Origin of the sequence: Vreelandella vilamensis, assembly GCF_031451755.1 — a bacterium.
Classification (GTDB): Bacteria; Pseudomonadota; Gammaproteobacteria; order Pseudomonadales; family Halomonadaceae; genus Vreelandella; species Vreelandella vilamensis.
The window spans coordinates 21,123-39,880 of sequence record NZ_JARWAN010000017.1; the positions used below are offsets into that span (position 1 = coordinate 21,123).

The following is an 18,758-nucleotide window of genomic DNA, read 5'->3' on the forward strand; positions in this document are numbered from 1 at the left end:
GTTAGTGGGTGTATTAGCCAAGCTTACTGCCCCGACCGGTGTCGGGGCAATCATCAGAAGCGCTCAGGAGAGGCAAGTTCGCCACGAAGCGAGTTCGGTAGGGCTTCGGTGATATCCACATCAACAAAGTAGCCAATCAACTCCGTAGGGTTAGCGGCACGAAAATTGACAACACGGTTGTTTTCCGTACGACCGGAAAGCTGGCCAGGGTCTTTTGGTGAAAAGCCGGTTACCAGGATGCGCTGTGTTGTGTCCACCATGCGGTGGCTGATTTGCATGGTGTGCTGGATGATGCGTTCTTGCAAAATCGCCAAGCGCTGTTTTTTGACGCTTTCCGGCGTTTCGTCCGGCAGTGAGGCCGCGGGCGTGCCAGGGCGTGCTGAAAAAACGAAACTAAAAGAGTGATCAAAACCGATGCGGTGGATCAAATCCATTGTTGCTTCGAAATCTTCTTCGGTCTCACCGGGGAAGCCAATGATGAAATCCGACGAGAAGCTGATATCCGGGCGGTTCGCACGGATGCGCTCCATCTTCTCGATATACTCGTTAGTCGTATGGCCACGTTTCATGGCGCTGAGAATACGGTCTGAGCCGGATTGAACGGGTAAGTGAAGATGACTAACAAGCTCCGGAATATCGGCGTAAGCGTCGACCAGGCTATCGGTGAATTCCACCGGGTGCGAGGTGGTAAAGCGAACGCGGTCGATGCCTTCCACTGCCGCCACGCAGGCAATCAGCTCGGCAAGGTCAATTTCATCGCCGAGCTGGTTTTCGCCCCGGTACGCATTGACGTTCTGGCCGAGCAGGTTGATCTCGCGCACCCCTTGGTCGGCCAAGTGAATGACCTCATCCATCACCGCTTCAAACGGGCGTGACACCTCTTCGCCGCGGGTGTAGGGCACAACGCAAAAGGTGCAGTATTTAGAGCAGCCTTCCATTATCGAGACAAACGCTGTTGCACCGTCGGAGGTAGGCTTCGGCAGGTGGTCAAATTTTTCAATTTCAGGAAAAGTGACATCCACTGCCGCGATTTGATTATCCTGACGCGCGTTCAGCATCGACGGCACGCGGTGCAGGGTTTGTGGCCCAAATACCATATCCACATGCGAGGCACGTTTACGGATAGCTTCGCCTTCTTGGCTGGCCACACAACCACCGACCCCAATCACCAGATCGGGGTTGGCCTCTTTAAGTTTTTTCCAGCGTCCCAGCTGATGAAAGACCTTCTCTTGCGCTTTCTCGCGAATGGAGCAGGTGTTTAACAAAATGACATCGGCTTCCTGTTCGTTATCAGTGAGCTCCATCTGATGTGATTCGCCGAGCAGATCTGCCATGCGCGAGGAGTCGTACTCGTTCATTTGGCAGCCGTGCGTTTTGATGAAGAGTTTCTTCGCCATCGGTACCTGTCATCTATGGGTCGTCGGGGGACGAGGATGAATGGTGGCGCTGCTTGGCTTTTTTTAGGAAAGCGCCGCGTGGGTGAATGGACGTATTATACGGACACAAGAAACTCCCGGCTAGCATTGGTCGAAATCGATACTTGACCAGGGCGTTTGTATCCGTATACTACGCTCCGTGTTTCGGCAGTTCCCCGATAGCTCAGTTGGTAGAGCAAATGACTGTTAATCATTGGGTCGCAGGTTCGAGTCCTGCTCGGGGAGCCAATAACAGATAGCCAAAACACGCAGCTTAAAATGTTCCTCGATAGCTCAGTTGGTAGAGCAAATGACTGTTAATCATTGGGTCGCAGGTTCGAGTCCTGCTCGAGGAGCCAACGTGTAATGTTAGCCTTTTACGCTCGTACGGGTTTCGTTACATTTTGACAGCTGTCACCATTCCGGTAATTCCCCGATAGCTCAGTTGGTAGAGCAAATGACTGTTAATCATTGGGTCGCAGGTTCGAGTCCTGCTCGGGGAGCCAGCAAAAACACTTTTCTGCATTAATTTCTCTCCCTACTTTCATCAGGTATACTCACGCACGCCGTTATTTTGTGTTTCTTTTTTGTGCGTAATTGGAAAAAGCCCTGTGAGTACTTCTATACCGCTAACGCCCTTGCAAACGTTTAAATGCCTTAGTGACGAGACGCGTCTTCATTTGGTGTTGTTGATTGCGGAAGAAGGCGAGCTTTGCGTATGTGAAATGACCCATGTGTTGCAGGAGTCGCAGCCGAAAGTGTCGCGCCATTTGGCACAGCTGCGCCAGTGCGGGTTGCTTAATGACCAGCGGGAAGGGCAGTGGGTGTACTACCGTATTGCGCGTGACTTACCTGCTTGGACACATGACGCTATTTGTGCGGCCCGTGAAGGGAGCCTAAAGAAAGTGGAGGCGCTTACCCAGCGCTTGGCGGATATGGGCGACCGTCCCTCCCGTCGCGCGTTAATGTGCTGAGAGGTTGTGTTGAGATGCTATGCTGAAACGCGCATAAGAAAACCGAGGTCCAAAAGGCCTCGGTTTTTGTTTTTGGTTAAACGCTTAGCGTTTAACCATACGCTGTGAATTTTTCAACTGCGCATAGTCGAGTAGAATCTCCGCGGCTTCCAGTACGTGGGCGCGCTCTGGGGCCATGACTCCGTTATCATCTTCGTCCTGTTCGCCTTGCTCGCCCTCTTCTCGGGCGTCGCTCCACTCTTCAAGTGCTTCTTTGCCGAGCGCCAGGCGGCGCTGGTTCTCCAGTGCTAGCTGCTCGGCTTCTTGCGCCTGCATTTCACGTTCGCGCTGTTCGCGGTTCAAACTGACGCTGACGTGCTGCTCGCGTAGTTGGCGCGCCAGTGTCGACTGCTGCTCTAGGTAGCGAAAGTTAGGGTTGTCATCGGCACGGGACTCATGACGTGTAGTGAGCGTATCTAGGTAGTTTTCCGGCTCACCGTAACGGCGATATTGCACATTCTGAACCGTGTCCCATTTTAGCGCGTTATCCAGGCTGCTTTCGCCAATGCGTTCGGGGTCCACCAAGCTAGGAAAATGAATATCCGGGACAACGCCGCGATTTTGCGTGCTATCGCCCGAAATACGGTAAAACTTGGCACGTGTGAGCTTGATTTCGCCGTGGCTTAAGTCGCTCAGGGTTTGTACGGTACCTTTGCCAAAAGTGGCGGCACCCACGACTAAACCCCGGCCGTAGTCTTGAATGGCACCAGCGAAAATTTCTGAGGCCGATGCCGAAAGGCGATTCACCAAGACGGTAAGAGGGCCGTCGTATAATGCGCCTGCCTCGCTGTCGCCATAAAGCTGAATGCGACCTTCGGCGTCGCGCACCTGCACAGTGGGTCCGCGGTCGATGAACAGCCCCAATAAAGAATTGGCTTCTTGCAGCGCGCCGCCACCGTTATTGCGCAGGTCTAAGACGATCCCTTCAACGTCTGCGCTTTTGAGCTTTTCGACTTCCTTTGTCACATCACGAGTCGTGCTGCGGTAATCCTCTTCACCGGCTTGCCAGGCATCGAAATCAACATAGAACGTAGGAACCGTAATGACGCCGATTTGACGGATGTTGCCGTCACGTTCCACCTCAATGATTTCACTTTGTGCGGCTTGATCTTCTAGGTTCACCGTGTCGCGGATGATTTCAACGACATGCGAGCGTGTCATGTCTACCGCTTGTGCCGGAATCACTTCCAGCCGCACGACAGAGCCTTTTGGGCCGCGAATAAGGTCAACCACATTATCCAGGCGCATACCGATGACGTTGACTATCTCGTCTTCGTCTTCCTGGCCAACACCAATAATTCGGTCGGCGGGCTCGAGTACGCCTGCACGTTCGGCGGGGCCGCCGGGGACGAGGCTGGCGACTTTGACGTACTCACCATCTGCCTGCAGCATGGCGCCGATACCTTCAAGTGAGAGGCTCATTTGAATATCAAAGGATTCACCCTGGCGAGGGGAGAGATAGCCGGTGTGAGGATCGATGGTGCCAGTGACAGCGGCCATTACCAGGCCAAACACATCCTCGGGCTCGGTTTGCTCGATGCGTGAAAGCTGACCTTCATAGCGTTGGCGTAGATTGGTTTCGACTTGTTCATTATCTTGATCGCTCAAGGCCAGGGTTAACGCATCATTTTTGAGTCGTTTTTCCCACAGGGCGTTTAGCTCGCTTTCGTTTCTCGCCCAGGGCGCATTTTCGCGCTCGACTTCTAAGCGTTCATTGCTGTCGAAGTTGAGATCGAGACCTGAATCAAGGCGTGTCAGTAACCACTCTAAGCGTGCTTTACGGCGCGCTTCGGATTTTTCGTGAAGCGCAAAAATATCAGCAAGTTCGCCATCAAATAGCGCGTCAGCAAAGCCACTTTCCAAATGCCGATAGGGCTCAATATCGCGGTGTAAAAGATAGGCGCGTTGACCATCGAGGATATCTAAATAACGGTTAAACGCGTTTTCAGACCATGCGGTATTAAAGTCAATGTTAGCGTAATGGCCATAACGCAGAGAGTCTGCAATTTCTATGGCGACCTGACGTTGTTCATCAGTCGGCTCAAGGGCAATGACGGTCGGGCTAGTGATAACTAGCATCATGGTCAAGGCAATTGAGCGCGAAAGGGTGGTAAACAAGCTCATCAATCAAGCTCTCCCGGATTTGTGTACACTCGCCTACAGACAGCTTATGCGTTATGACCTGTTATCAGCGATGGAGTTGCGAAAATCGCATGGTGAACAACAATGACGTTGACCGAACGCGCATTGTAGCAGGTCGATTGCTTGGCTGAGACTACTTCATTGTGATTTTGCAATACATTGGTGTTTTCATCGCCATGTTGGTTAATCACTGAGTCAATTCATGTTCACCCTAAAAAAGGAACGCTATGCCTAACGCTTTTGAAACTCCGCTATTGGCGCGGTTGTGTGAATTTTTACGCGCCTCGCCTTCCCCCTGGCACGCCACGCACAACATGGCGGCTCGCCTTGAGCAGTCGGGATTTAAACGTTTGCAAGAAACCGCAACGTGGCAGCTAGTACCGGGGCAGCGTTACTTCGTGACGCGTAATGACTCGTCGATTATTGCGTTCCAATTGCCCAAGGGCCGTGTGGAGACGCTGCGTATGGTGGGGGCGCATACCGACAGTCCTGGCTTGCGGGTAAAGCCGAATGCCACGCAGCACAACGCCGGCTGGTTACAGCTGGGGGTAGAGGTGTATGGCGGGGCGTTATTGGCGCCGTGGTTTGATCGCGATTTGGGCATTGGCGGGCGCGTGCATGTGCGCCACGCCGATGGGCGCTTAGAGGGTTTACTGCTTAATGTCGATCAGCCCATTGCCATGGTGCCAAGTCTTGCGATTCACCTCGACCGCGAGGCTAATAACGGTCGTGCTATTAACCCGCAAACGCAAATGGCGCCTGTGTTGATGCAAACTGAGACCGCCGAACTGGCGCCATTGTTGACCACGTGGCTGCACGAGCAGCATGGTTTAACTGATGCTGAGGTCGTGGATTTCGAGCTGAGTTTTTATGATTTGCAAGCGCCGTCACTTATTGGAGTCAATCAGGAGCTTGTGGCTAGCGCCCGCTTGGATAACTTGCTGTCGTGCTTTATGGGGTTGGAAGCGCTGCTGGCAAGCAATGGTGAGCAAGGGGCGCTTTTTGTCGCCAACGATCATGAAGAAGTGGGGAGTGCCAGTGCTTGTGGGGCCCAAGGGCCGTTTCTAGGCGATGTGCTTAAACGCGTCAATGCGCAGGTAGGCGGTGGCAGTGAAGAGTCGTTGATTCAGTTGATTCAGTCATCGTGCATGATTTCCTGCGATAACGCCCATGCGCTGCATCCTAATTTTCGCGATAAGCACGACGAGCGCCACGGTCCTGCTATCAACGGTGGTCCGGTGATCAAGATCAACGCCAATCAGCGTTACGCCACCAACAGTGCAACGAGCGCATTGTTTCGCGATGTGTGCCGTGAGGCCGAGGTGCCCGTGCAGGCGTTTGTGACCCGCGCCGACATGGGCTGCGGTAGCACGATCGGGCCGATTACCGCGACTGAGATTGGGGTGCCAACCATTGATGTGGGGGTGGCGCAGTGGGCCATGCACTCGATCCGCGAAACCGCGGGAACCCGTGACGTGGGCTATTTGACCGATGCGTTGACGGTGTTTCTTAATCGCAAGGTGCTTTAAACGACAAAGTACTAGCGATAAAGTACTGGCCATAAAGTGCTAACGACAAACATTAAACGTAAAAAAAGCCCGCTGACAGAGTCAGCGGGCTTTCGATATTCGGTTGGTGGCTACGCCCTGATTTGAACAGGGGACCCCATCATTATGAGTGATGTGCTCTAACCAGCTGAGCTACGTAGCCATTCAACGGGGGCGAATAATACTCAGCGACACGCCACCCGTCAAGGGTTTGTTGCACGCCAAGAGGCCGTTAGTCCTTTTCCAGGGGTAACCACACCATCGCGGCGCTAATCACGTCTTGGTAGTTGCGGATTCGCTGCACGTAGTGCACCGGTTCATAGCCTCGCGCATAGCCATAGCGAGTCTGTGGGTAGTAGCGCTTGTCAGCCTTAAGCGGTAGTACCTCTTTCATGTCTTCCCAAGAATGCGGATCTTTACCCAGCTCCTGGGCCAGTTTTTGCGCGTCTAACACGTGACCACGGCCAATGTTGTAACTTGCCAGTGCTAGGTAGGTGCGGTCTGGTTCGGGAAGGGTGTCGGGCAGACGCTCGTGGCGGTCGGCTAGATAACGGGCGCCGCCATCAATAGCCGCTGCTGGATTCAGGCGATTATCGACGCCGAGGGATGTCGCGGTGTTCTGGGTAAGCATCATAATGCCGCGCACGCCGGTCGGGGAAACGGCCTGGGGGTCCCAGTGCGATTCCTGGTAAGCCAGGGCGGCGAGCAGGTCGGCGGGCATTCCGGTTTCTTCCTCGGCTTTTAGGAACAAGTCGAGGAAGTTGGGTAGACGCTCGTCGATGCGCTGGTTGAGTGCACGTAGATCGACAAAGTCGAACTCACTGATATAGGCGTAGTAGCGTTGCGTGACCGTCTCGATAGTTTCTTCACCCTCGGCACTTTCCCTCCATTGCTGGGCCATGTTAGCCAACGCTTGGTGGCCAACAGGCAAATACCAGCCCAGCGTATCGCCGCTGGTGAGGTTCATGGCAACCTCTAGGTGTGGGAAGTGGCGGCGTACCACCTGCACAATATTGGAGTCGGCTACGGTGCAATCGATGCGCTTTTCAGCCACCTCGGCGAGCAGCATCTCGGTGGTGCGAGGATCCTCCTCGAAGGCAATGCCCGTGTGCTGATTGACTAGGGTTTCGAGCTTTTCTGCGTAGCTTGAATCCGCTGTAACGCGGATATTGAGCCCCGCCATTTCTTCAATCTGGCGTGGCAAGGGGCGCATATCGCGATGGCACACCAGTTGCTCGACGATGTCGGTGTGGGTGGGACCTTGGGTAAAGTGTCCATCGCGTGAGGGAAGGTGCGTCAGGCCAGCAGCTGCCAAATGAAACTCGCCGTCTTTCAGGGCTTGAAGCACCTCGGAAGTGGAATTGAACAGCGTCCATTCGACCTGCCAATTGTGGGCGTCGGCGAATGACGCGACCAGATCGTGCTCCGGCCCTGCCGGTGTTTCATCACGATCAAGGTAGTAGGTGGTAGCGCTATTGCGCGTGGCAACCTTGAGTGTTTCACCCGGCTCTGGCGGGTCTAGCTGTGTGATGGGCTCGCTCTGTTCGCAGCCCATGAGCATGAACAGCGCCAACAGTGAAGTGGCGATCAACAAACGGGACCGGTATTTAAGACGAGTATCTTGATGAGGGAGGGAGCGTTTGATAGGCATGACATAAACTCTAGCAGGCTTTTGCGCTGCCCGGAAGGCAGCGCGTTAAACGGCGCTAGGCATGCCTATCGATGTGCTAAAAAATATTCAGAAGATGCCCCGCCGGTTACACATTGAAGCGGAAGTGAATCACATCGCCGTCTTTGACAATGTACTCTTTGCCTTCTAGGCGCCACTTACCGGCGTCTTTGGCGCCTTGCTCACCACCGAGTGTCACGAAGTCTTCATAAGCAACCACTTCTGCGCGGATAAAGCCTTTCTGGAAATCGGTATGAATCACGCCAGCGGCTTCCGGCGCCGTCGCGCCTTCTTTTACCGTCCACGCGCGGACTTCTTTGACGCCTGCAGTGAAGTAGGTTTGCAGGCCAAGTAGCGCGTAACCGGCGCGAATAACGCGGTCTAAGCCTGGCTCCTCCATGCCCATCTCATCAAGGAACATGGCGCGCTCTTCATCCTCAAGCTCGGCGATTTCCGCTTCGATTTGGTTGCACACTGGCACGACGACGGCGCCTTCTTCTGCGGCGATGTCGTTGACCACATCGAGGTAGGGGTTATTGTCAAACCCATCTTCGTTGACGTTGGCGATGTACATCGTGGGCTTTAGGGTCAAAAAGCCAAAGCTTTTGACCTGTTGTTTCTCGTCGTCGCTTAGCCCGAAGCTGCGTAGCGGATGCCCTTCGGCCAGGTGCGGCTGGATTTTATCCAGTACGGCCTTGGTGGCGATGGCGTCTTTGTCGCCACCTTTCACGACGCGCACCAGGCGTTGGCTGGCTTTTTCGACGGTATCGAGATCCGCGAGTGCTAGCTCAAGGTTGATGGTTTCGATATCCGCGCGCGGGTCAATCTCATTGGCCACGTGGATGACGTTGTCGTTATCGAAACAGCGTACCACGTGCGCAATCGCCTGCGTTTCCCGGATGTTGGCCAGGAATTTATTGCCCAAACCTTCCCCCTTGGACGCACCGGCCACCAGGCCCGCAATATCGACAAATTCCATCGTCGTTGGGATGACTTTCTCCGGTTTGACGATTGCCGCGAGCTTATCGAGGCGCGGGTCGGGCATGGGGACGATGCCGACATTGGGCTCGATGGTACAAAAGGGGAAATTTTCCGCGTCGATACCCGATTTGGTCAGCGCGTTGAACAAGGTGGATTTGCCAACGTTAGGAAGGCCGACAATGCCGCAGTTAAAACCCATAAGATCATTCCTAGCCGCTTGGGGCGCAGCGCGTATCAATGCGGCAGCGCTACCCAAAGAGAAATTAGTAAAAAGACGTTAGTCACACGAAACCAATCAACGTTGTGACTATTTTACGCTATGCAGGCGGTTCATGGCTTTCGCCCAGTCGCCGCTGAGCGCATGGGGCAGCGTAGCAATGCACTCATCAAGGGCGTGCTCGATAGCGCTTAGTTCGGCTTTACCGGGGCGATTCAGCACGTAGTTAACCACCTGATTGGCACTGCCCGGGTGGCCGATGCCAACCCGCAGACGATGAAACTGCTTTTGGTTGCCCAAGGCGCTTATGGTATCGCGAAGGCCATTATGCCCGCCGTGCCCACCGCCGGCTTTGTAGCGCGCTTGGCCTGGGGGTAAATCAAGTTCGTCATGGGCCACCAAAAGCTGCTCTGGCGTGAGCTTAAAAAACTGGCATAGCGCGGCAATTGAGCCACCGCTGCGGTTCATAAAGGTCGTGGGGTTAAGGAGGTGGATGGTATGACCGTCAAAATTAGCCTTAGCGTAAAGGCCGAGAAATTTCTTTTCCGGCCGCAGTTCCACATGGGCATTTCGGGCAACCGCTTCAACCAGCCATGCGCCCGCGTTGTGGCGCGTGGTGGCGTATTCAGCGCCGGGGTTGCCTAGGCCGATGATCGCTAACACCTGACTCATTTTATCCCCTCTTGACATGCGCAACGGCAAAAAAAATCAAGCGCCGAGGCGCTTGATCATAGCATTACAAGGGCCATGGCGTGCATGGCCCAAGGTGTGCGGTAGTGCTTACTCGGCGCTGGTGTCTTCTTCACCTTCACTGTCGTCCTTGCTTTCACCTTCGTCGTCTTCATCAGAAGCGCGAACTTTCATCTTGGTGATGCTGAGGATGGCGTTGTCGTGATCTTCACCGTGAGACAGGTCAACAGAGGTCACGCCGGCCGGCAGGCTCAGGTCAGACAGGTGCAGCGTTGTGCCCACCTCAAGTGCAGAAATGTCGACTTCCAAAAAGTCAGGCAGATCTTTCGGCAAGCAGCTGATGGCAACTTCGTTGGCCAATACGTGCAGTTCACCGTCTTGGTCTTTAATGCCGACACACGCCTCTTCGCCCACCACGTGAAGCGGCACGTTCATGTTGATTTCGTGCGTGGCATCAACACGCAAAAAGTCAGCGTGCGTCAAAAGTGGCTTGAAAGGATGGCGTTGCAGGTCACGAACAACAACCTGCTCTTCGCTGCCTTCGATGACGAGTTTGATGACAGAAGAGAAGAACGACTCGTCTTCGATCGCCTTGTAGAAAGCGGTCTTTTCGACGGCGATAGACTGCGGCGCTTTTTCACCGCCGTAAATAACGGCGGGGACTTGCTGGTTCGCACGACGCAGGCGGCGGCTCGCACCTTTCCCCAGGTCGTTACGAACAGTGGCGTTCAGGATAAAATCAGACATTAAGGTTGCCTCTTAGTTAAAGTAAGGAAACGCCGCCCCCCGCGACCAGGCGACGACGTTCCCAGGAGCTCTTTGCGAGCCGTGTTTGTCAGGCGATTAATGGAACATCGCGCTGACAGATTCTTCGTTACTCACCCGACGAATGGCTTCTGCTATCAAACCGGCAACGCTTAGCTGGCGGATGCGTCCGCTGCGGCGTGCCGCGTCTGACAGCGGGATGGTGTCGGTCACCACCACTTCATCAAGCACGGAGTTGACGATGTTATCAACCGCGGGGCCAGATAAAATTGGGTGAGTCGCGTAAGCGACCACGCGCTTCGCGCCGTGGTCTTTAAGGGCCTCACCTGCTTTACACAAGGTGCCGGCGGTGTCGATCATATCGTCCACCACCACGCAGGTGCGGCCTTCAATTTCGCCAATGATGTGCATGACTTGCGCTTGGTTCGCCTGAGGGCGACGCTTGTCGATAATCGCCAAATCCGCATTGAGCTGTTTGGCAATGGCGCGAGCGCGAACGACACCGCCCACGTCCGGAGACACAACGACAAGGTCGCTATAGTTCTGACGCTCGATATCATCGAGCAAGATCGGCGAGCCATAGACGTTGTCGACCGGCACATCAAAAAAGCCTTGAATTTGATCGGCGTGCAAATCCATGGTCATGACACGGTCAACGCCGCCCTTGACCATCATGTCGGCGACAACTTTGGCAGAGATCGGTACCCGGGCTGAGCGCACGCGACGATCTTGGCGCGCATAGCCGAAATAAGGCAGCACCGCCGTGATGCGAGTCGCTGAGGCCCGTCGCAGCGCATCGACCATCAGGATCAATTCCATCAAGTTGTCGTTGGTCGGTGCACAGGTGGACTGCAGGATAAACACATCCTTACCGCGCACGTTTTCATTGATTTCGACCGCGATTTCGCCGTCGCTGAATTGACCTACCGTGGCATTACCCATTCGGCTGTCCAAGCTTTCGGCAATCTTATGAGCAAGCTCGGGATTGGCGTTCCCGGCGAAAACCATCAATTTTGACACGCGCAGCCACCTTTGCAGTGTTGGGGATCATGGGAGAAAACGCGGTTTGCCGTTAGATTGGCTGGGGTACCAGGATTCGAACCTGGGAATGCCGATACCAAAAACCGGTGCCTTACCACTTGGCTATACCCCAGTAACATCAAAAAATCTAACAGTTGGGGGCGTTTAACCACCCAGAGCATCATGGAGAGGAGAGCGATTTAGGCCTTTCGCTACCCATGTTGGCCAGTGTTGAGAAGCGTTGCGTGCGATTTGCTTTGCCGCTTCTTGCGTTTCAAACGCAGCAAAAACACAAGCGCCGGTCCCCGTCAATTGGCTGGGCGCAAAACAGTTTAGCCAATCAAGCGCTGCCGCAATCGGCGGATAACGCTTTTTGACCACTGCTTCGCAATCATTGCGCCACGTTGGCGCTCCCCCCTGCAGTGCGCGCGCCATGGTAATGGGCGGGGTGTTGCGTGTCAATTCCGGATCTTGGAAGACCGCCGCCGTGGAGACGCTTACACCAGGATGAAGGATCACGAACCAGGGGGTGTCAAGCGTAACGGACGTCAACTTTTCGCCCACGCCTTCCGCCCAAGCGCTGTGACCTTTGACGAATACCGGGACATCTGCCCCGAGCTGCAAGCCGAGCGCGGCGAGCCGGTCAACGCTTAGGTTCAGCTGCCACAAATGATTGAGCCCAAGTAGCACCGTGGCCGCGTTAGAGCTGCCGCCGCCGAGCCCGCCGCCCATGGGTAGCCGCTTCTCTATTGAGAGGGTAACGCCACGCGGGGTTTCCATTGCGTTATGAAGGAGATGAGTGTTTTGAAGGAGGCGAGCCGCACGCACAACGAGGTTGTGCTCATGGGCGACGTCGTCGATACCTTCGTTGAGCACGATGCGGTGGTCATCACGCGGGGTGAGGCCGATGGTATCGCTTATATCCACAAGCTGAAAAAGCGTTTGCAGCTCGTGATAACCGTCTTCGCGTCGACGGGTAATATGCAGCAAGCGGTTAAGCTTGGCCGGCGCCGGAAGGTAAAGCGTTTTTGTCATGGTGACGATTTACTCCGCGTTTGGTTGCCAGCGGTTAACGACTAAGGTGATGCGCATTTCACCGTACTGCATCACCAGCCGGCGCGGTAACCATAGCGAGTCGACTTGTTCCCAATCGCGGTAGTCAATTTCCCAGCCATCTTGCTTTAGATGTAAAGGAAAGCCGAATTCGTCTGTTTCGAGTTGGTAGGAACTTGCGTCATTGGGCAGGCCGCGCACCCAGTCGGGCAGGGCACGAATGGGCAGCGCCCAGCCCAGCTGCGCTTGCATAAGTGCCTCTGGCGTTGGGGCCTCAAAACGGCCCTCGTTATTGCTAAGCGAAAAGCGTCCTTCGCGGCCCTCAAGCACAGTGCGACCGCCTCCAAAGGGGCCGCTGATCAGCATGCGGAAATAGTGTGGGTATTGGCTCCAGTCAAGATTGGCGCTGGTAGACTCTTCCGGCGTGCGCAAGCCCGCTTTGCCGGCGAGAGACCACGTTTGTAGTGCCTCGACGTCTTGTTGCTGGGCTTCCCATTGGCCTAACTGGCGGCCGCTCTCATCCATGGGTGTTTGTGTTGCACAGCCGGCAAGCAGCATGAGGGTAAGCGCTGCGATGCTTAGGCGTGGCGTAAAGCCAGGTATTAGCGAAAATCGTGTTAGTGAAAACCGCCCTAATGCGCGTTTTGTGAGAGAACCCCCTGAGCGTAAAAACATAAGACGTATTAACTCCTAAAAGTAGGGATAGACAACAGTAGGCTCAAATAAGGTGGCGCTATGGCTGAGAGCCAGGCGGGGTTAGTTCCGGGTGACGTTCCAACAGCGCGTCAATAACAGGGTGCTCTTGCGTATAGGTCATTATCTCAGTGAGAACCTCTCGGGCTTCTTCGGAGCGCCCCATTGCATGTAGCACTTCCGCTAAGTGGGCGGCAACTTCTTGATCGGGCATTAGGGCATAAGCGCGTTCGAGCCAGGGTAAAGCGCGCTCTAGGTCGCCTTGGCGGTAATACACCCAGCCGAGGCTATCCATGACCGCTGGGTTATCCGGGTCGAGTTCATGTGCGCGTTCAATCATCGCCTGCGCTTGGTCCAGGCGTCCGGCAAGATTTTCATCAGCGAGCGTATAGCCCAAGGCATTGAGGGCCATCGCATCGTCGGGATCATTGTGCAAAATCCGCTGAATGTCGGCTTCCATTTGCGCCAGGTCGCCTGCTTCCCAAGCACGCATCGCCCGCTGGTATAAAAGGGCATTATCGTCCGGGGTACGCTCAAGTTCGCGGCTGAGCAGCGCATCGGCTTCTTCTGTTTGGCCCAGTTCGTCAAGCATCTGGACCTCTAGCATGACCAGTGCATTGAATTGCTGATCAAAGCGCATTCGCTCAATGCGCAAAAAGGCACGAGCATCCAGCAAGCGATCTTGGGCAATTAACATGCGAGCGGCTTTAACACGCGCGGGAATAAACTCTTCTCCCTCGCTTACCTGACGATAGTAAAGGAGGGCGTTATCTACCTCATTTTCGGCCTCTGCGATGGCGCCGAGTAAATAATAAGCCAAATTGGGGATGTCGTCCTGGCCGATCAACGGCTGAAGCAATCGCTTTGCCGGGTCACTGTGTCCTTCTTCTAAATAGAGCTGAGCGAGCGCCAGGCGCAAATCATGGCTGCCGCCATGGCTCTCAAGAAGTGCATCGGTTTGCGCCTCGGCCGCGCGGATATTGTTAAGACGAATTTCCGCTTGAGCGAGGAGCAAAATAAAACGCACGTCGCCGGGGTTCAGCTCAAGCCCGCGTTTGGCCGCTTGGCGGGCGTCGGCGTACGCTTGGGTCTCTAATGCCAAGCGCGCTTTGGCGAGCCAGAGTGGAAGGGCGTCCGGCGTTAATGCTTGTGCTTTTTCTAAACGCTGCCGGGCGGCTTGGGTTTCGCCCGCGCTTGCCTCGATAAGCGCGGTAGCGAGGAGTACATCGCTATGATGCGGCAAGGCGTTAGTGTTCGGGGTCGCCAAGTGCTCACGCAAACGGATGAGCAGTGGCTCAAGTGGGGCGCCATCAGCCACGGCAAGCTCTGCTAGGGCGGTTAACTCTCCGTTGTCGCCGGCGCGGGTGATCGCTAGCCGTTGTTCGAGGCTTTCCGCCCAACGTCCTTGCCTGAGGGTAATCGCGGCCAGCACACGTCTTGGGGCGCTATCGCTAGGCGCTAGCTCACGCCAACGCTCGGCAGCGGCTTGCAGAAGTACAGGCGAATCACTAAAGCGGGCAGCAAACGTGGCGCGTTCGGCAAGCGTCGGGCTGGGATAGCGCTGAGAAGCCTCCATATAGCCTTGCGTGGCGGCTTGATAGTTGCCGCGTTGGCCGGCGAGTTCCGCCGCAAGTAAGGTACTCAATCCCTGGGCGTCTAATCCACGGGTAATGGGTGGCGCCGAGTGCATGGGGTCGCTTTCGCTCGCTCTTGCTGCCGTCGTGTCGCCAAAGGAAGGCGCCAGTTGGCAGCCGCTGAGTAAAAATGTCGCGGCCCCAAGCGGTAGTAGGGCGATATTCAAGGCTCTCAAGCGAAGTGGCATGCGTGTCTCGATTTAGTGGCCGGATACTCAGCATAGCGTCTTGCTCAGTGATGGCAAAGTGGTACGCGTCAGATCAAGGTAGGCTGTGATAGAATATCCGCCCGGTTAGCTTGTACCGCAAGCCAATACCCACACGTTTAAGACTGACACACGAGCGAAGACGCCTATCGCATGACGCTTCTTGCCCTGGGAATTAATCATCGTACCGCCACGGTGGCCGTGCGTGAGCAGGTGGCTTTTACACCGGCGCAGTTAGAGTCCGCGCTGGAAGAGTTATGTAGCCTGCCACAAATCAGCGAAGCCGCGGTGCTGTCGACTTGTAACCGCACGGAACTCTACTGCGTCACCGACGCGGCAGGGGAGCAAACCGTGCTCAACTGGTTAGGGCGTTTTCACAACCTGCGTGTGGACGATCTTGCCCGTTGCGCTTACCACTACCTCGATAACGATGCGGCACGCCATTTAATGCGCGTAGCGGTCGGGCTTGACTCCATGGTGCTGGGGGAGCCGCAAATACTGGGTCAACTTAAAGACGCCTACCAACAGGCGCGCCATGCGCGTGGCCTCGGGGGGCAACTTGAGCGTCTTTTTCAGCATACGTTTGCCGTTGCCAAGCAGGTACGTACCGAAACCGGTATTGGTAAAAACCCGGTTTCCGTCGCGTATGCGGCGGTGAGTATGGCAAATCGCATTTTTGACGATTTCAGTCGTTCGCGGGCGCTGCTAATTGGCGCTGGAGAGACAATCGAGTTGGTGGCGCGCCATTTACACGAGGCTGGGGTGCGCGAGTTAACGGTCGCTAACCGAACCCGTGAACGCGCGGAGAAAATTTCCGCCGCATTGGGCGCGAACGCCATTACCCTGAGCGAAATTCCCGAGGCACTGGTTGACGCGGATATTGTGATTTCCTCGACGGCCTCGCCGCTTCCTATTGTCGGGAAAGGGGTGATGGAGCGCGCGCTTAAAAAGCGTCGCCATCGCCCGGTGTTCATGGTGGACATTGCGGTCCCCCGGGATATTGAACCGGAAGTGGGCGAGCTTGCCGATGTCTTCCTTTATACCGTGGACGATCTGCAAGAAGTCATTGAAGAGAACCGTCGTCATCGACAAGTCGCGGCGGATCAAGCCGAATCCCTGATTGAGCACGGCGTCAGTCACTGGCAGCACGAGCGGCGAGTGCGTAACGGTGGAGAGTTGATTCGCGAGTACCGTCGTCACGGCGAAGCGCTGCGGGATTTGTCGCGCGAGCAGGCGCTAGAGCGCTTAGCCCGCGGCGAAGACCCCGCCGCCGTGGTGGAGCGCTTGGCTCACCAGCTGGCCAACCGGTTGATGCACCAGCCTACTCAAGCCATTCGTGATGCCTCTTCTAAAGAAGAGTCGGCGCTACTTGACGCGGTGCCGCGCTTACTGATGCCTCCAAAGCCTGCTTTTGAAACCCATTCACCCGCGAACCCGCGCCGCCATAAGGATAATACGCCCGCATGAAAGAGACGCTGCGCCAACGCCTAGACAGCTTCGTTGAACGTTTTGAAGAGCTTGCGCTGCTACTAGCGGAGCCTGACGTGATCACCGACCAGAAACGTTTCCGTGACTACTCGCGTGAATACGCCGAACTAGACGAACTCGTGACCGCCTGGCAGCGCTATCGCAGCATCGAAAAAGACATGCAGGGAGCTGAACAGCTCGTGCGCGACAGTGACGCGGAGATGCGCGAACTGGCGGAAATGGAACTTGAAGATGGGCGCGAAAAACTTGACGCGTTAGAGATCGAGCTCAAGCGCTTATTGGTACCGAAAGACCCTGATGATGGCCGCAGCGTATTCTTGGAAGTCCGCGCTGGCACTGGTGGTGATGAGGCGGCGCTGTTTGCCGGTGATCTTTTCCGTATGTATTCACGCTATGCCGAGAAACACGGCTGGCGCGTGGAAGTGATCAGCGCCAATCACGGTGAAATGGGCGGCTATAAAGAAATTATCTCACGGGTGAAAGGTGACAGTGTTTACGCGCGGCTAAAATTTGAGTCCGGCGCGCACCGCGTGCAGCGTGTTCCCGCAACCGAATCTCAAGGGCGGATTCACACCTCGGCGTGCACCGTGGCGGTGATGCCCGAAGTCGATGATGTCGAGGATGTCGATATCAACCCGTCCGACCTGCGCGTGGATACCTTCCGTTCTAGCGGGGCCGGCGGGCAGCACGTCAACACCACCGATTCCGCTATCCGCATTACGCACTTGCCCAGCGGCGTGGTGGTGGAGTGTCAAGAAGAGCGTAGCCAACACAAAAACCGCGCCAAAGCGATGTCTCTGCTCGCGGCGAAACTTAAGCAAAGCGCCGAGGATGCCCAACGTCAGTCGCAAGCTGACGCGCGGCGCTCGCTCGTGGGCTCGGGCGATCGTAGCGAGCGCATTCGCACCTACAACTATCCCCAAGGGCGAATTAGCGATCACCGGATCAATCTGACGCTTTATAAGCTCAATGAAGTCGTTAGCGGCGAGCAGCTCGACGATGTGATTGACCCGCTGATCCACGAATACCAAGCAGAACAGCTGTCGGCGTTACAGGGCAGCGAATGACGCTGGATGCATTGCTTGTAGAGGCGACGGCCCGGCTAACCCACGCGGGTTCGGCATCGCCACGGCTTGATGCCGAGGTGCTGCTGTGTCATGTGATAGGGCGCGACCGCACCTGGCTTTATACCTGGGGAGACCGCCCTGGTGAGCGCTGGCAGCGGGCGCGCTTTGCCGCCCTTGTCGCGGCTCGCGCGCAAGGTGAGCCAGTCGCTTACCTGATTGGCACCCGCGAGTTCTGGGGGTTAGCGCTCGCAACCTCGTCGGGTACCCTTATTCCTCGCCCCGACACCGAAACCTTGGTGGAAGCCGCCCTCGCGCGTGCCAACACCTCAAGCGGCACGTTGCTTGACCTTGGCACGGGTACCGGGGCCATTGCGCTCGCGTTTGCTTCTGAACGACCTCACTGGCAAATACAAGGCGTGGATATTCGTCCTGAGGCGGTAGCGCTTGCCACGCGTAATGCCCAAGCCCTCGGCATTGCCAACGTGCGCTTTGAGCAGAGTGATTGGTTTAGCGCGTTTGAAACACAGGTAAAAACGCCGGTGTTCGATATCATCGTCAGTAACCCGCCTTATATCGCCGCGGATGACCCGCATTTAACGCAGGGCGATGTGCGTTTTGAACCACGCTCAGCGCTGGTCGCCGAAAGCGCGGGTATGGCCGATCTGCTTCACTTAGTCGCCTGCGCGCGGCAGTTTTTAGCCACTTTTGGCTGGCTGATGTTGGAGCATGGTCACACGCAAGCCGCTCATGTTCGCGCCGCACTTCGTAAAGCCGGTTATAGCAACGTTGAAAGCGTGTGTGACTTATCAGGGCATGAACGGGTTACGCTTGGGCGCTTGGATAAGTTGATTTAATGACCGTAATGGATCCCGCTGTCAACTACTCGGGGCTAAAGCCTCCGAGCTTGTGACTTAACAAGTTCGCACGGTTGACCAGGGAAAGCGGTACCCAACCCGCTACGTGCTACATAGGGTAAAGACCCACTCCGAGGTGCTTCCTCAGCTTCGGACGCTGGAACGAACCATCATGCTGGCGTCGGAGTGAGCGCCGAAGGTGGCAAGGCGGCGGAAAGCCAATCCGGTGTAGCACATTCCCGAGGGGAGACGGGGCGTAAGCCCCGCGACACTAGGCCCGTAAGGGCGCCAATAGGGAGGAAAT

At 55.8% G+C, this 18,758-nt stretch carries 15 protein-coding genes and 5 tRNA genes; 8 read left to right on the forward strand and 12 right to left on the reverse strand.

Annotated elements, in window-relative coordinates; translation table 11 throughout:
* Nucleotides 1-53 precede the first annotated feature (53 nt).
* Nucleotides 54-1,397 (reverse strand): tRNA (N6-isopentenyl adenosine(37)-C2)-methylthiotransferase MiaB, encoded by a 1,344-nt coding sequence (miaB, locus tag QC823_RS10950; RefSeq protein ID WP_309656387.1) that lies wholly within the window; start codon nucleotides 1,395-1,397, stop codon nucleotides 54-56.
* A 191-nt stretch (nucleotides 1,398-1,588) separates the two neighbouring features.
* Here miaB and QC823_RS10955 point away from each other — a divergent pair.
* From QC823_RS10955 to QC823_RS10970, 4 genes are all read left to right on the forward strand, one after another.
* Nucleotides 1,589-1,664, forward strand: a tRNA-Asn gene (locus QC823_RS10955).
* Between the two features lie 34 nt (nucleotides 1,665-1,698).
* Nucleotides 1,699-1,774: transfer RNA gene (locus tag QC823_RS10960), tRNA-Asn, on the forward strand.
* A gap of 71 nt (nucleotides 1,775-1,845) precedes the next feature.
* Nucleotides 1,846-1,921 (forward strand) — tRNA-Asn (locus QC823_RS10965).
* A gap of 105 nt (nucleotides 1,922-2,026) precedes the next feature.
* Nucleotides 2,027-2,389, forward strand: coding sequence for a metalloregulator ArsR/SmtB family transcription factor (locus tag QC823_RS10970; RefSeq protein ID WP_309656388.1), 363 nt, complete (start codon nucleotides 2,027-2,029; stop codon nucleotides 2,387-2,389).
* 84 nt (nucleotides 2,390-2,473) lie between these two features.
* Here the strand turns inward: QC823_RS10970 and QC823_RS10975 are convergent, their stop codons facing one another.
* Entirely contained in the window at nucleotides 2,474-4,552 is a 2,079-nt protein-coding gene (locus QC823_RS10975) for a carboxy terminal-processing peptidase (RefSeq protein ID WP_309656389.1), read from the reverse strand.
* Between the two features lie 245 nt (nucleotides 4,553-4,797).
* Between QC823_RS10975 and QC823_RS10980 the strand changes: the two genes are divergently transcribed.
* Nucleotides 4,798-6,099: a M18 family aminopeptidase gene (locus tag QC823_RS10980; RefSeq protein WP_309656390.1), complete on the forward strand. Its 1,302-nt coding sequence runs from the start codon at nucleotides 4,798-4,800 to the stop codon at nucleotides 6,097-6,099.
* A gap of 104 nt (nucleotides 6,100-6,203) precedes the next feature.
* Here the strand turns inward: QC823_RS10980 and QC823_RS10985 are convergent.
* The 10 genes from QC823_RS10985 to QC823_RS11030 all read right to left on the reverse strand — a co-directional run bounded on the left by QC823_RS10985 (nucleotide 6,204) and on the right by QC823_RS11030 (nucleotide 15,027).
* Nucleotides 6,204-6,280 (reverse strand) — tRNA-Met (locus tag QC823_RS10985).
* 69 nt (nucleotides 6,281-6,349) lie between these two features.
* Nucleotides 6,350-7,768, reverse strand: a complete 1,419-nt coding sequence (gene mltF, locus QC823_RS10990; RefSeq protein ID WP_309656391.1) for a membrane-bound lytic murein transglycosylase MltF — start codon at nucleotides 7,766-7,768, stop codon at nucleotides 6,350-6,352.
* 106 nt (nucleotides 7,769-7,874) lie between these two features.
* Nucleotides 7,875-8,966 (reverse strand): redox-regulated ATPase YchF, encoded by a 1,092-nt coding sequence (gene ychF / locus QC823_RS10995; RefSeq protein ID WP_309656392.1) that lies wholly within the window; start codon nucleotides 8,964-8,966, stop codon nucleotides 7,875-7,877.
* 108 nt (nucleotides 8,967-9,074) lie between these two features.
* Entirely contained in the window at nucleotides 9,075-9,656 is a 582-nt protein-coding gene (gene pth / locus QC823_RS11000) for an aminoacyl-tRNA hydrolase (RefSeq protein ID WP_309656393.1), read from the reverse strand.
* A 108-nt stretch (nucleotides 9,657-9,764) separates the two neighbouring features.
* Nucleotides 9,765-10,421, reverse strand: coding sequence for a 50S ribosomal protein L25/general stress protein Ctc (locus QC823_RS11005; RefSeq protein WP_309656394.1), 657 nt, complete (start codon nucleotides 10,419-10,421; stop codon nucleotides 9,765-9,767).
* 96 nt (nucleotides 10,422-10,517) lie between these two features.
* The gene (locus QC823_RS11010; RefSeq protein ID WP_179930342.1) at nucleotides 10,518-11,459 is read right to left on the reverse strand and encodes a ribose-phosphate diphosphokinase; all 942 of its coding nucleotides are present in this window, start codon (nucleotides 11,457-11,459) and stop codon (nucleotides 10,518-10,520) included.
* Between the two features lie 58 nt (nucleotides 11,460-11,517).
* Nucleotides 11,518-11,592, reverse strand: a tRNA-Gln gene (locus QC823_RS11015).
* A 32-nt stretch (nucleotides 11,593-11,624) separates the two neighbouring features.
* Nucleotides 11,625-12,494 (reverse strand): 4-(cytidine 5'-diphospho)-2-C-methyl-D-erythritol kinase, encoded by an 870-nt coding sequence (gene ispE / locus QC823_RS11020; RefSeq protein WP_309656395.1) that lies wholly within the window; start codon nucleotides 12,492-12,494, stop codon nucleotides 11,625-11,627.
* Between the two features lie 9 nt (nucleotides 12,495-12,503).
* Nucleotides 12,504-13,187: a lipoprotein insertase outer membrane protein LolB gene (gene lolB, locus QC823_RS11025; RefSeq protein WP_309656396.1), complete on the reverse strand. Its 684-nt coding sequence runs from the start codon at nucleotides 13,185-13,187 to the stop codon at nucleotides 12,504-12,506.
* Nucleotides 13,188-13,245: 58 nt separating this feature from the next.
* Entirely contained in the window at nucleotides 13,246-15,027 is a 1,782-nt protein-coding gene (locus QC823_RS11030; protein WP_309656397.1) for a tetratricopeptide repeat protein, read from the reverse strand.
* Nucleotides 15,028-15,198: 171 nt separating this feature from the next.
* On the opposite strand from QC823_RS11030, the gene hemA reads away from it, so the two are divergent.
* Genes hemA through prmC form a run of 3 tightly spaced genes read left to right on the forward strand, consistent with a single transcriptional unit; the run spans nucleotide 15,199 to nucleotide 18,454 of the window.
* Nucleotides 15,199-16,512 carry a glutamyl-tRNA reductase gene (gene hemA, locus QC823_RS11035; protein ID WP_309656398.1) on the forward strand — a complete coding sequence of 438 codons (1,314 nt, stop codon included), beginning with the start codon at nucleotides 15,199-15,201 and terminating at the stop codon, nucleotides 16,510-16,512.
* Complete coding sequence (gene prfA, locus QC823_RS11040; RefSeq protein ID WP_309656399.1) at nucleotides 16,509-17,600, forward strand: peptide chain release factor 1; 1,092 nt, start codon at nucleotides 16,509-16,511, stop codon at nucleotides 17,598-17,600. The genes hemA and prfA overlap by 4 nt, the downstream gene beginning before the upstream one ends.
* The gene (gene prmC, locus QC823_RS11045) at nucleotides 17,597-18,454 is read left to right on the forward strand and encodes a peptide chain release factor N(5)-glutamine methyltransferase (protein WP_309656400.1); all 858 of its coding nucleotides are present in this window, start codon (nucleotides 17,597-17,599) and stop codon (nucleotides 18,452-18,454) included. Before prfA ends, prmC begins: the two co-directional genes overlap by 4 nt.
* The last annotated feature ends 304 nt before the right edge of the window (nucleotides 18,455-18,758 follow it).